The organism is Ruegeria arenilitoris (assembly GCF_013035315.1).
GTDB lineage: Bacteria > Pseudomonadota > Alphaproteobacteria > Rhodobacterales > Rhodobacteraceae > Ruegeria > Ruegeria arenilitoris_D.
Genome location: NZ_WQHP01000004.1, coordinates 194,317 through 207,174, shown reverse-complemented (window position 1 = coordinate 207,174; position 12,858 = coordinate 194,317). Strand labels below are relative to the sequence as shown.

12 protein-coding genes are annotated in these 12,858 nt (G+C 59.1%); 8 read left to right on the top strand and 4 right to left on the bottom strand.

The window, feature by feature from the left end:
• The first annotated feature begins 292 nt into the window (after window positions 1–292).
• From GOV53_RS10765 to GOV53_RS10755, 3 genes are all read left to right on the top strand, one after another.
• The gene (locus tag GOV53_RS10765; RefSeq protein ID WP_058275630.1) at window positions 293–664 is read left to right on the top strand and encodes a helix-turn-helix domain-containing protein; all 372 of its coding nucleotides are present in this window, start codon (window positions 293–295) and stop codon (window positions 662–664) included.
• A gap of 44 nt (window positions 665–708) precedes the next feature.
• On the top strand, window positions 709–1,500 hold the full coding sequence (hisN, locus tag GOV53_RS10760; RefSeq protein ID WP_170466448.1) for a histidinol-phosphatase: 792 nt from the start codon (window positions 709–711) through the stop codon (window positions 1,498–1,500).
• 114 nt (window positions 1,501–1,614) lie between these two features.
• Entirely contained in the window at window positions 1,615–2,949 is a 1,335-nt protein-coding gene (locus tag GOV53_RS10755; protein ID WP_170466445.1) for an 8-oxoguanine deaminase, read from the top strand.
• 66 nt (window positions 2,950–3,015) lie between these two features.
• On the opposite strand, the gene guaD is transcribed toward GOV53_RS10755, so the two are convergent.
• Complete coding sequence (gene guaD, locus GOV53_RS10750; protein WP_170466442.1) at window positions 3,016–4,305, bottom strand: guanine deaminase; 1,290 nt, start codon at window positions 4,303–4,305, stop codon at window positions 3,016–3,018.
• Between the two features lie 139 nt (window positions 4,306–4,444).
• Between guaD and mgtE the strand changes: the two genes are divergently transcribed.
• Together mgtE and GOV53_RS10740 are read left to right on the top strand one after the other, a co-directional pair.
• Window positions 4,445–5,839, top strand: coding sequence for a magnesium transporter (gene mgtE / locus GOV53_RS10745; RefSeq protein ID WP_170466439.1), 1,395 nt, complete (start codon window positions 4,445–4,447; stop codon window positions 5,837–5,839).
• On the top strand, window positions 5,836–6,393 hold the full coding sequence (locus tag GOV53_RS10740) for a 5-formyltetrahydrofolate cyclo-ligase (protein WP_170466436.1): 558 nt from the start codon (window positions 5,836–5,838) through the stop codon (window positions 6,391–6,393). Before mgtE ends, GOV53_RS10740 begins: the two co-directional genes overlap by 4 nt.
• Before the next feature lie 2 nt (window positions 6,394–6,395).
• Here GOV53_RS10740 and GOV53_RS10735 read toward each other — a convergent pair whose 3' ends face one another.
• Window positions 6,396–6,632, bottom strand: a complete 237-nt coding sequence (locus tag GOV53_RS10735; protein ID WP_170422880.1) for a putative hemolysin — start codon at window positions 6,630–6,632, stop codon at window positions 6,396–6,398.
• An 88-nt stretch (window positions 6,633–6,720) separates the two neighbouring features.
• Here GOV53_RS10735 and GOV53_RS10730 point away from each other — a divergent pair, with 88 nt between their 5' ends.
• From GOV53_RS10730 to GOV53_RS10720, 3 genes are all read left to right on the top strand, one after another.
• A complete protein-coding gene (locus GOV53_RS10730) occupies window positions 6,721–7,536 on the top strand; it encodes a TIGR00282 family metallophosphoesterase (protein WP_170466433.1) in 816 nt (271 codons plus the stop codon).
• An 89-nt stretch (window positions 7,537–7,625) separates the two neighbouring features.
• Window positions 7,626–9,404, top strand: a complete 1,779-nt coding sequence (locus tag GOV53_RS10725) for an SLC13 family permease (protein ID WP_170466430.1) — start codon at window positions 7,626–7,628, stop codon at window positions 9,402–9,404.
• 99 nt (window positions 9,405–9,503) lie between these two features.
• Complete coding sequence (locus GOV53_RS10720) at window positions 9,504–10,244, top strand: YbaY family lipoprotein (protein ID WP_170466426.1); 741 nt, start codon at window positions 9,504–9,506, stop codon at window positions 10,242–10,244.
• A 14-nt stretch (window positions 10,245–10,258) separates the two neighbouring features.
• Here GOV53_RS10720 and GOV53_RS10715 read toward each other — a convergent pair whose 3' ends face one another.
• On the bottom strand, window positions 10,259–11,920 hold the full coding sequence (locus tag GOV53_RS10715; RefSeq protein ID WP_170466423.1) for an FAD-binding dehydrogenase: 1,662 nt from the start codon (window positions 11,918–11,920) through the stop codon (window positions 10,259–10,261).
• An 11-nt stretch (window positions 11,921–11,931) separates the two neighbouring features.
• Window positions 11,932–12,789: a bile acid:sodium symporter family protein gene (locus GOV53_RS10710; RefSeq protein WP_170466420.1), complete on the bottom strand. Its 858-nt coding sequence runs from the start codon at window positions 12,787–12,789 to the stop codon at window positions 11,932–11,934.
• Window positions 12,790–12,858 lie beyond the last annotated feature (69 nt).

Here is a 12,858-nt window from a genome sequence, read left to right as displayed (position 1 = left end):
GCGGGCATAGATTCGCTTCGGTGACAGATTGTCAATCGTTTACCCGGAATGGGGTGCGACCGACGCCGGGTGATGAAGGAACGCCGCGCGAAAACAACACAACCCTAAACATTTGTCAGCGCGAACTGATTCAACCTTCTTGAAAAAATACCCAAATGACGCAATATTGCGCTATGGTGCTGTTTCGGGGGTATGTTCCAAATTAGGGAGTGGTTAAGTGCGACTCGCTAATGTTGCGTTGAAAAATCATGCGCGTCCCCCCTGTAGTTGTGTGTAGGAAAGGAGAATACCAATGACCCATCACGTCGATGTCCATGTGGGCAAACGCGTCCGGCATCGCCGCTGGCTGATTGGCATGACCCAACAGCAGTTGGCGCAGCAAGTTGGTATAAAGTTTCAACAAATTCAAAAGTATGAAACTGGGGCCAACCGGATCAGCGCGTCGCGCCTGTGGGATATCGCCGAGGCATTGGACGTTCCCGTCAGCTTTTTCTTCGAAGGTCTGGAAGAGGCCGAAAAAGAGACAAGCGGCAAAAAGTCGGTTCCTGCCGATCTGATGGGGGACAAAGAAGCGCTGGACCTCGTGCGGTCCTACTATGCGATTCCCGAAAACCAGCGCCGCCGTCTGTTTGAACTTGCGCGGGTTCTCAGCGACGTCGCTTGATTTAGCGGGTTGACTCTGCACTGCGCGCGCCTCACGGCTATCGCATGCAAATGACCTCTTTGACCGATCTGGAAGTAGCCGAAGAAATGGCCGACGCCGCGCGCGAGGCCATTCTTCCGTTTTTCCGACAAACCGATCTTCAGACATCTAACAAACTGGACGACGGGTTTGATCCCGTGACGGTTGCCGATCGCGACGGCGAAAAGGCAATGCGCGAGGTTCTGGCGCGCTATCGCCCCGAAGACGGTATCTTTGGTGAAGAATTCGGCCATGTCGAAGGCTCCAGCGGTCGCACTTGGGTTCTCGACCCGATTGACGGGACACGCGGCTTTATCAGTGGGACTCCGACCTGGGGCGTTCTGATCGCGTTGAGCACAGCCGACGGTCCGATCATGGGGGTGATCGATCAGCCCTATATCGGTGAACGGTTTGTCGGCTCGGCCGACATTGCACAGGTCACTGGGCCTGCTGGCAAGGCCCGGATGAAAACGCGCCAAACCACTGCGTTAGATCAGGCCATCGTCTTCACAACATTCCCCGAGGTCGGTACCCCCGAAGACCGCGCCGGGTTCGAGGCAGTGGCCGGTCAGGCGAAACTGACCCGCTACGGCATGGACTGCTATGCCTACGCGCTTGTGGCTTCGGGGCAGGTTGATCTGGTCATCGAGTCCGGTCTGAATGCCTATGACATCCAAGCCCCCATCGCGGTGATCGAAGCCGCAGGCGGGGTCGTCACCGATTGGCAGGGCGGTCCGGCTCACAATGGCGGTCGCGCTTTGGCAGCGGCCAATCCCGAACTGCACGCAGCCGCCCTTGAGGTTCTGCGCAACTTCTAAATCCAGTTGCCGTGTTTCGACCGGTCGGGTAGGGTCGGTCCGGCTGGTTCTTGTGCCCGTTTTCCGCCAGCCAACGCACTCCTTGCATGAAACGGGCTGATGCAGGAGGGCGAAATGACCGAAATCCTTATCAAAAACGCGGACACCATTCTGACGATGGATGATGCGCGCCAAGAACTGTCTGGTGCGGATATTCTGATCCGCGAAGGACAAATCGCGCAAATCGGCCACGATTTGCAAACTGCCGGAGAGGTGCAAGATGCCTCGGGCTGTGTCGTGACCCCCGGGTTGGTGAACACCCATCACCATCTGTACCAAACCCTGACCCGAGCCGTTCCGGGCGGGCAGGATGCTCTGTTGTTTGGATGGTTGCAGACGCTTTATCCGATCTGGTCGCGCTTTGGTCCGGAAGAGATGTTTGTGTCGGCTCAGATTGGTTTGGCAGAGCTGGCCCTGTCGGGATGCACTCTCAGTTCCGACCACCTATACTTGTATCCCAATGGCGCGCGGCTGGACGACACCATCGCCGCTGCCGCGGAAATTGGCCTGCGGTTCCACCCGACCCGTGGCGCAATGAGCATTGGCGAAAGCGACGGAGGGTTGCCACCGGATGCTCTGGTCGAGGTCGAACCCGAAATCCTCGACGACATGATCCGCGTGGTTGACGCGTTTCACGACCCATCCGAAGGGTCGATGTGCCGTGTTGGGCTGGCGCCTTGTTCGCCGTTTTCGGTCAGCCGCGATCTGATGCGCGACACGGCTCTACTTGCGCGGGACAAGGGCGTGATGCTGCACACCCATCTGGCTGAAAACGATGAGGATATTGCTTATTCGCAAGCCAAGTTCGGATGTCGACCCGGCCAATATGCCGAGGATCTGGGCTGGACCGGGTCTGACGTATGGCATGCCCATTGCGTCAAGCTGGACGGGGCCGAAATCGACCTGTTCGCCAGAACCCAAACCGGTGTCGCCCATTGTCCCTGTTCCAATTGCCGCTTGGGGTCCGGCATCGCGCCGGTGCGTTCCATGCGTGACAGGGGTGTTCCGGTGGGCCTCGGTGCTGACGGTTCGGCCAGCAACGACAACGGCAGTCTCATGCTCGAAGCGCGTCAAGCCATGCTGTTGCAACGGGTCAGCAACGGGGCCGACGCCATGTCCTCGCGCGAGGCGTTGGAGATCGCCACACGCGGCGGTGCCGATGTTCTGAACCGACCCGATTGCGGACGCCTAGCGCCAGGTAAACGCGCCGATATCGCCATTTGGGATACGCGCAGCATCGAAAGCGCAGGCAGCTGGGATCCGGCCGCCTTGCTGCTGGCCGGACCGATGAAGGTGAAGCACCTGTTTGTGGAAGGCCGTCAGATCGTACGGGCCGGAGAATTTACAACGATCGACCTGCCGCGTGTCATAGAAACGCACAACCGTCTGGCGCGTGCATTGGCGGTTTAGCAGGATCCACTCTTCATCTGGCCAAAAATACCTCCGCCGGAGGCATGCGCCGCAGGCGCATTTGATTTATGTGCTGACCTTCCGGCCACCGATCCACACCTCTGCTATCGCCCGATCATCCCCCATCATGATAGTCGGAAAGATCGCCTCCCACAGGTCATCTGCGCAGGCTTCTCGTTGAGCGATAGCGGGGGTTGAGGCAAGGTCCAACACGACCAGATCAGCCTCCATCCCCGGTGCCACATTGCCGATGCAGTCGTCCACCCGCAAAGAGCGCGCCGAACCGACGGTGCCCAGCCACAACAGCTGCGCCGCGTGCAGGGGCGCACCACGCAGCTGCCCGATTTCATAAGCCGAGGCCATGGTGTGCAGCATCGAAAAGCTCGACCCGCCGCCGGTATCCGTCGCCAGACCAACCCGGTGCCCGTCGCGCATCAGACCGTCCATGTCGAACAGGCCTGATCCTATGAAGGTGTTCGAGGTCGGGCAGTGTATAAGCGCGGCATCAACCTCGCGCAGCCGATCGCGTTCTCGCGACTCCAGATGGATGACATGGCCGTAAACGCCGTGTGACCCCAGCAAGCCGAACTTTTCATAGGTGTCCAGATAATCACGCGCGTCCGGGAACAGCTCACGGACCCAGGCGATTTCATCCGTCTGCTCGCTCAGGTGCGTTTGCATCAGGCAATGCGGGTGTTCGGCCCAAAGCGCACCCATTGCCTCCAGTTGTTCTGGCGTCGAAGTTGGCGAAAACCGTGGCGTGATGGCGTAAGAAATCCGATCCACGCCGTGCCATTTCTCCAGCAATGCTTGCGACTGGTCATAGGCTGTCTGCGGCGTGTCGCGGAGCCCGTCAGGTGCATTGCGATCCATACAGGTTTTGCCAGCCACCACGCGCTGCCCGCGTTGTTGCGCTGCGGTAAAGAAGGCATCGACGCTTTCGGGATGGATCGTACAGAAACTGCACATCGTCGTGGTCCCGTGCGCTGCAGTCAGGTCCAGATAGCGGTTGGCGATCTCGGCGGCATAGGCGGGGTTCCCGAACTTCATTTCTTCGGGGAAGGTATAGGTGTTCAGCCAGTCGATCAGGCGCTTGCCCCAGCTGGCGATCATGGCGGTCTGGGGGTAGTGCACATGCGAATCTACGAACCCGGCCATGATGATGTGCTGACCATGGTCCAAAATGTCGGCATCAGGGTGTGCCGAGATCAGGCTGTCTGCATCCGCGACCGAAACGATCCGGCCCCCCTCGATCAATACCGCTTCGCTTATGGTCACGGCCTCGGTCGGTTCACCTTCAAAAGGTGATCCGTTGAAACTCAGGACGCGCCCTTTCAGAAGCGTTTTTTGCGCCATTTCCAATGTTCTCCGCCTGTATGGGACTGGGAAACAGCATAAGGCGGCGAAACTTGCCGGTAAATCGCCGCATTGTCATTGTTTTCCGGTAGCTGCTTCTTCTAATTAGGGGTCAATGCACGAACCAACGGGGGCAGACATGACGACAGGCTATGATGAACCCGTAACCGACGCTGGCCATGAAGACGACGTCTATGCGCTGGACCGCAGGACTGTGGCTGCGATCCTCTATGCGGTGGATGTGGACGATCGCGAGAAGCTGATCGAACTGATGGAGCCGCTGCACCCTGCGGACATCGCCGACCTTCTTGAACAGATCAACCCCTATGACCGCGGACGCCTGATCCGGTTGTATGACAAGGAATTCGACGGCGACATCCTTTCGGAACTGGATGAGGCCGTGCGGGAAGAGGTCATCAGTGTCCTGCGCCCTGACGTTCTTGCCGATGCTGTTCGAGACATGGAAAGCGACGATGTTGTCGACCTGTTGGAGGACCTTGAAGAGCCGCAGCAAGAGGCAATCCTTGATGTTCTGGAAGATTCCGAGCGGATCGCGGCGGAACAGGCTCTGTCCTATCCCGAGAACTCGGCTGGCCGTCTCATGCAGCGCGAGGTTGTCATGGCACCCGAGCACTGGACCGTGGGGCAGGCCATCGATTTCATGCGCGCCAACGACGATCTGCCCGAGCAGTTCTATCACGTGGTTCTGGTAGATCCGCGGTTGAAACCTGTGGCGCAGGTGACGCTGGGCAAGCTGATGGCGACCCGGCGGGACGTGTCGCTGCACGATATCGCCGAAGAGGAATTCCACACCATCCCCGTCGATCAGGACGAAGAGGATGTGGCCTATGCCTTCAACCAGTATCACCTGATCTCGGCCCCTGTTGTCGACGCCGATGGGCGTTTGATCGGGGTCATCACCATCGACGACGCGATGGTTGTTCTGGACGAAGAACATGAAGAAGACATCTTGCGCCTGGCGGGTGTGGGTGAGGAAAGCTCGCTGTCCGACAGCGTCGCGGCCACCAGCAAACGCCGCCTGCCGTGGCTGGCGGTGAACCTGTGTACGGCCATCTGCGCCTCGCTGGTGATTTCACAGTTTGAAGCAGCGATTGATCAGCTGGTTGCGCTGGCGATCCTGATGCCGATCGTCGCGTCCATGGGCGGCAATGCGGGGACGCAGTCGCTGACAGTTGCGGTGCGTGCCCTGGCAACCCGCGACCTGACCAACGCGAACGTCATGCGGGTGATCAGGCGGGAATTGCTGGTCGGCATGCTCAACGGTCTGTGTTTCGCCATTGTGTTGGGCACTGTTGGGATGATGTGGTTCGACTCTCCGATGCTGGGTGTCGTGATCGGGTCGGCCTTGGTCGTGAATATGGTCATCGCAGGCTTTGCAGGTACGGTAGTACCTGTCTTGCTGGACCGTCTGGGCGTTGACCCGGCACTGGCATCGGGGACGTTTGTGACCACCACAACGGATGTCATGGGCTTCTTCATTTTCTTGGGGCTTGCCAGCGTGGTGCTTTTGTGACCGATCTGACTGAAATCAAGGCCGCTGCGCGCAAGGCCGCGTTCGCGCGTCGCAAGGCTGCTTTCGATGCGCGTATGCCGGGCGCCGCCGGGCGATTGTCCGAAGTTTTGGCTGGTCATCGCGGCGTATCGCTTTCGGGCTACATGCCCATCCGGACCGAGATTGATCCGCTACCAGCGATGGCCGAAGCGTCGGCTTATGGCGCGGTCGGCGTTCCCGTCATCCAGGCCGCCGGGCAGCCGTTGAAATTCTCGCGCTGGGCGCCCGAAGGGGCTCTGAAAGACGGGCCCTTCGGTGCCAAAGTTCCCGAGGTCGATGACTATTTCGACCCCGAGATTTTGATCGTGCCGCTGGTTGCTTTTGATGCGCAGGGCGGAAGGCTGGGATATGGCGGCGGATTCTATGACCGCACGCTGGAAAGGCTGCGTGCCAAGCGCCCGACACTGGCCATCGGCTTTGCCTTTGACGCGCAGGAGGCCGAAGGCCTGCCGTTGGAGCCGACCGATCAGCCCCTCGACATGGTCATTACCGAAAGTCGGGTTCTGACCTTCTAGGCCTAACCCATGTTTTCGGCGCGGAAATACTCCCACGCATCTTGCTTGGATCCGTCCGGCAGGGTGCAGATTCCGACTTGGCCGTTCTCACCATCCTGTATCTCGTACTTCCCGCCTTGCTCGATGCAGAAGGTCGCAGCAGGATTGGCCAGCCCCACAGGCTGCTCCGAAGCTTGATCGGCCTGATCGCAGGCACCGAGGAGGGCCAGAGCGGCCACTGGGGTGATGTAACGGGTCATTAACGTCTCCTTTCCAATGCGTTTTCACGGTTTATGACCGCAGTTTAACCACTTGTGCTTGGAGGACACCACACTTAGGACGTTAGACATGAGAATACTGTTTCTGGGTGATGTCATGGGCCGCGCTGGACGTGCGGCTGTACAGCAGCATTTGCCGCGTTTGCGCGATGAATGGCGGCTGGATTTCGTCGTGATCAATGGCGAGAACGCCTCGAACGGGATGGGCCTGACCGGGGATCATGCCAAGCTGCTGCTGGATGCGGGGGCTGATTGCCTGACACTGGGCGACCATGCGTTTGACCAGAAGGACATGCTGCAGTTCATCGAAAAAGAACCCCGCATCGTGCGCCCGGTGAATTTTGCCAAAGGTGCGCCGGGCAGGGGACACCGGCTGTATACCGCCCCGGGCGGTCGCAAGGTTCTGGTGGTGCAAGTTCTGGGTCAGGTCTTCATGAAGCGCCCCTTTGATGACCCGTTCTCGGCTATCGAACCGATCCTGAAATCGCACCCACGTGGCGGGCAGGCACAGGCGATCATCGTCGACATGCATTGCGAGGCCACGTCCGAGAAGATGGCTATGGGTCACTATTGCGACAAGCGCGCCAGCCTTGTGGTTGGGACGCATACCCATGTTCCGACAGCGGACGCGCAGATCCTGCCGGGTGGCACGGCGTATCTGTCAGATGCAGGGATGTGCGGCGACTATGACTCGGTCATAGGGATGGACAAGGTCGAGCCGATGCGCCGTTTCATCACCGGAATGCCCAAGGCTCGGTTTACCCCTGCCAATGGTGAGGCCACGCTGAGCGGCGTGTTCGTTGAAACCGATGACCGCGATGGACAGGCGAAATCTGTTCAAATGGTACGCATTGGCGGACGGTTGCAGCAGGCCGGGCCGCAATAATCCACGTCAGGCTTGCTCTGCCGCGCGCAATGCGTGAAACTGCCTGACGGGCGCGTAAGCCAGGCCAGGGTTCGGACTGAATACCAAGAATGCAATTCCTTCAACTGACAGAAATGGGAAGCGCGATACTGGCGCTGTTGGTCGTTGCGGGCATGTTCATCATGTTCCTGCGCGAGGTCTATCCGACCGAAGTCGTCGCAATTGGCGGGGTCGCGGTGATGCTGGTGACCGGCATCCTTCCCTACCAAAGCGCGTTGGCGGTCCTATCCAATCCGGCCCCTTGGACTATTGCGGCGATGTTCATCATCATGGGGGCATTGGTGCGTACGGGCGCGCTGGACGCTTTCACATCAACCGCGCAGAAACAGGCACAGGTGAACCCCAAGGCCGCCATAGCGACGCTGATGGCCTTCGTCGTTATTGCCTCAGCAGTGGTTTCAAACACGCCTGTGGTGGTCGTCATGATCCCGGTCTTTGTCCAGATCGCGCGCACCCTGAATGTGCCAGCCTCGAAGCTGCTGATCCCGCTGAGCTATGCGGCCATTATGGGCGGTACGCTGACCCTGATCGGAACCTCGACCAACCTTCTGGTCGATGGTGTGGCCCGTGCGCAGGGGATGACGCCGTTTACGATCTTTGAGGTTACGCCCCTGGGCATCGCCTTGGTGATATACGGCATGTTCTACCTGCGTTTTATCTCACCGCGTCTGCTACCAGAGCGAGACAGTATGGCGTCGATGCTCAGCGACCGGTCCAAGATGAAGTTTTTTACCGAGGCCGTAATACCGCCCGACAGCAATTTGATCGGGCGCGAAGTCACCGGAGTTCAACTGTTTAAGCGCCCCGGTGTTCGCCTGATCGATGTGGTTCGGGGCGATGAGTCATTGCGGCGCAACCTCAAGGGCGTCTCGCTGAAGGTTGGCGACCGTGTCGTGCTGCGAACCGAGATGACCGAACTGCTGAGCTTGCAGACGAACAAAGAGCTCAAGCGTGTCGACCAGGTTTCGGCGGTTGAGACCAAGACGGTTGAGGTCCTGATCACTCCGGGGTGCCGAATGGTCGGCCGCACGTTGGGCGCGATGAGACTGAGGCGGCGTTACGGTGTCTATGTGCTGGCGGTGCATCGGCGGAACCAGAATATCGGTCGGCAGTTGGACGAATTGGTCGTTCGCGTCGGGGACACGCTGCTGTTGGAAGGCTCTCCGGCGGATATTCAAAGACTGGCCGCCGATATGGATATGGTCGATGTCACCCAGCCTTCGGCCCGCGCGTTCCGTCGCAGCCACGCGCCGATTGCAATCGGTGCGCTGATCGGGATCGTCGTGCTGGCCGCGCTGGGCGTTGCGCCGATCCTGTTGTTGTCGGTGTTGGCAGTGGCCGTCGTGTTGATGACCCGCTGCATTGACGCGGATGAGGCGTTTTCCTTTGTTGAAGGCCGCCTGTTGGCCCTGATCTTTTCCATGCTTGCCATAGGTGCAGCCTTGGACAAATCCGGGGCAGTTTCCCTGATCGTCGAGGCCATTGCCCCCAGTTTGGGCATGCTGCCCCCGTTCCTGATCATCTGGGCCGTCTATCTGCTGACTTCGGTACTGACAGAACTGGTGTCGAACAACGCGGTGGCCGTTGTCGTCACGCCGATTGCCATCGGCCTGGCGCAAGCCGTTGGGATTGACCCGCGCCCGTTGATCGTCGCAGTCATGGTCGCAGCCTCGGCCTCATTCGCGACGCCGATCGGGTATCAGACCAACATGATGGTGTACGGCCCTGGCGGTTACCGTTTCACTGATTTCCTGCGGGTTGGCGTGCCCTTGAATCTGACGGTTGGATTGCTGGCGTCGTTGCTGATACCGTTCATCTGGCCTCTTTAGAACCGGCGCGTAACCGCTGGCTTTCTGTAGAAGTCCTTGTAAATTCAAAGCTACACACAATGTTTTGAATAAATGAATTTGCAAGGAAGGAGCACAGCGATGCTCAAGACCGGATACACTGCTTTTGCGGCCGCGGCGATGGCCGCCACACTTGGTGGCGCCGCCTTGGCAGGTACAATCGAAGGCACGGCCACCTATCGCGAACGTATCGCGGTGCCGCCTGATGCGACCCTTTTTGTCCAGTTGCAGGACGTCTCGCGCGCTGATGTCCCATCGGTCACCTTGTCGGCCAAACGCTATGCGCTGACCGGCGTACCTGCGCAGTTTGAGTTGAGCTATGATGACGCGCTGATCCAGGAAGGGATGCGCTATGTGGTTCGCGGATCAATCTTTCAGGGCGACACGCTGCTTTACACGACGGACACCGCCTATCCGGTTCTGACGAACGGGGCGGGGAACACCACGGATCTGATTTTGGTCAAAGTGCAACCGCCCGGAGCCGCCACTTTGGAAAACACCAATTGGACGGCCATGGGCCTGAACGGCGCGCCTATTGAGACGGAACGCCGCCCTGCACTGTCCTTCGCGCAGGACGGGGCGTTCTCCGGAACCGGAGGGTGCAATCGGTTTTCCGGGCAGGCCAAAATCACCGGAACCAATATCGAGTTCCCGGATAACATGGCCGCTACTCTGATGGCCTGTCCGCCGCCATTGGATGAGGTCGAGCGGCAGTTCTTCAAAGCATTGCAGGGCGTATCGGCGTACGTTTTCCAGGGCGACACTCTGGTGCTCTTGAACAGCAACGGACAACCGCTCGTGCAGCTTGCCCGCGAGGGATAGGGCTTAGTGGGCCGTCACGCGACGGCCCTAGACCGCCCAGCGTTACGCCCCGAGAAGATGCAGCCGCCCAAAAAGGACCCTTCAAGGGCGTTGTATCCGTGGTAGCCACCCCCGCCAAAGCCGGCGACCTCGCCCGCGGCGAATAGACCGGGAACAACCTGACCGTCTGCACCGATCATCTGGCTGTCCAGATTGGTCTGCAACCCGCCAAGCGTCTTGCGCGTCAGCACGTGCAGCTTTACCGCGATCAGTGGGCCGTTGGCCGATTCCAGAAATTTGTGCGGCTTTGCCGTGCGGATCAATCGATCCCCGCGATAGTTGCGCGCCGCCAGAATCGCTGCCATTTGCGCGTCTTTGGTAAACGGGTTGTCGATCTGGGAATCCCGCGCCTCAATCTGCGCGCGCAGATGCGCCTCGTCGATCAAACCTCCGCCCAAGTGGTTCATACCATTCACAAGCTCGGTCAGCGTGTTGGCAACAACGAAGTCCTCGCCATGTTCTTTGAACGCTTCAACCGGCGCAGTGGCCTTTGAGCCGGTCAGGATGCGCTGGAACAGCACCTCTTTCCAGCCGCCATTGGTCATATCGGGGTTCTGTTCGGACCCGGACAGGGCAAATTCCTTCTTGATCACTTTTTGGGTCAGAACAAACCAGCTGTATTCATGACCGGTTTTCAGGATTTCCTTCAACGTGCCCAAAGTATCGAACCCCGGCAGGCAGGGCGGTTTCAACCGATTGCCTTTCGCGTCGAACCACATCGAGCTTGGCCCGGGCAGGATACGGATACCATGCGAAGGCCAAATCGGGTCCCAGTTCCGCACGCCTTCGGTGTAGTGCCACATCCGGTCGCTGTTGATTACATGCCCACCGGCCTTTTCGCTGATGCCAATCATGCGGCCATCGACGTGGAAGGGAACGCCCGCAACCATGTTCTTTGGCGGCTCGCCCAAACGGTCACGCGGCCAATTCTTGCGCACCATCTCAAAGTTGCCGCCGATCCCGCCTGATGTGACGAGGACCGCTGGGGCGTAGAGTTCGAACTCGCCAACCTCATCGCGGTTGGTCTTTGCGCCGTGGGCGGCGGTGTCATCGGCCAGAACTTCGCCCGAGACGCCTTTGGCCGCGCCGTTTTGCATGATGATGTGGCTGACTTGGTGGCGGAACTTCAATTCGATCAGCCCATTTTTGACATGCTCGCGCACGCGACGGATGAAGTGTTCCAAGACGCCAGGTCCGGTGCCCCATGTTATGTGGAACCGAGGGACCGAGTTGCCGTGACCATCCGCATAGGACCCACCCCGTTCCGCCCAGCCGACAATAGGGAACCAGCGCAGACCCATGTCGTGCAGCCATGGGCGCATCTCGCCCGCTGCAAACTCGACATAAGACTCGGCCCATTTGCGGGGCCAGGCGTCCTCGTCCCGGTCGAACTGCGCGCTGCCCATCCAGTCGCGCAAGGCCAGATCATAGCTGTCCTTGATACCCATGCGCCGCTGTTCAGGTGTGTCGACCATGAACAGGCCACCCAGGCTCCAAAAGGCCTGACCTCCCAAAAAATGCTCGGGCTCCTGATCGACCACGATCACTTTCTTTCCGCGATCGCCCAGCTCGGCGGCGGCGGCCAGCCCGGCCAGTCCAGCCCCGACGACAATGGCATCGGCAGTATTGTTGGTCATGACTTATCCTTTCAGCGGCTGCGGAACCAAAGGATGAAGGGCAGGGCCACAACATACATCGTAATTCCATACACGGCCGAGGGCAGGGCCAGCGGGCTGAACCCGCTTTCCGTTGCGGTGATCAATGCGGCCAGTGTAATCCCAAGTGTCGAGTTTTGTATTCCGGTTTCGATGGAAACCGTCTTACTTTCTTGCCACGAAAGTTTAGCTACACGCGCCAGGCCCAACCCAATCAGCAACAGCGCTATATTCAACGAGATCAACCCGGCCCCCATCACGCCGAGGTTGTCGACAAACAGTTGCCAATTTCCGGCCAGCGCAGCCACCACGATCAGCACAAAAAGAACTGTCGCAATCTTGGATAACGTGGGTTCGATCCGCTTTGCAAAGTCGGTTGCAAAGCTGCGAAGTGTTACGCCGAGGGCCACTGGAAGCGTGGTGATCAGGAACATCGCTATCGCCAGCCCCGCGATGGAAACCTCTGGCGCAGCATCGCCCATGAAGTGGTTCACCGACCAAGCGGCGAGAAAAGGAACGGTGACCATGGATAGCAGGCTGATAACAGCAGTCAGGCTGACCGAAAGAGCGACATCCCCCTTGGCCAATTTCGATAGAATGTTGCTGGTGACACCACCGGGGCAAAAACTGAGTATCATGAAGCCGACTGCGATCTCGGGTGGCAACGCAAACAGTTTGACCGTGATGAAGGCCACGACCGGCAAAAGCACCACCTGACACACAGCGCCGATTGCGAATGGATAGCGCCGGTTCAGGACGCGGCGGAAATCGGCAACCTCCAGGCCAACGCCCAAAGACAGCATGATAATGGCCAGCGAAATCGGCAGGCCGACATTTATTAGAAGATCCAAGAACAACTCCTCCCAAAGCCGTTCGGGCCAGCCTATGCGAGGGGTTGTAGGTCAGGCAATAACGCCGTT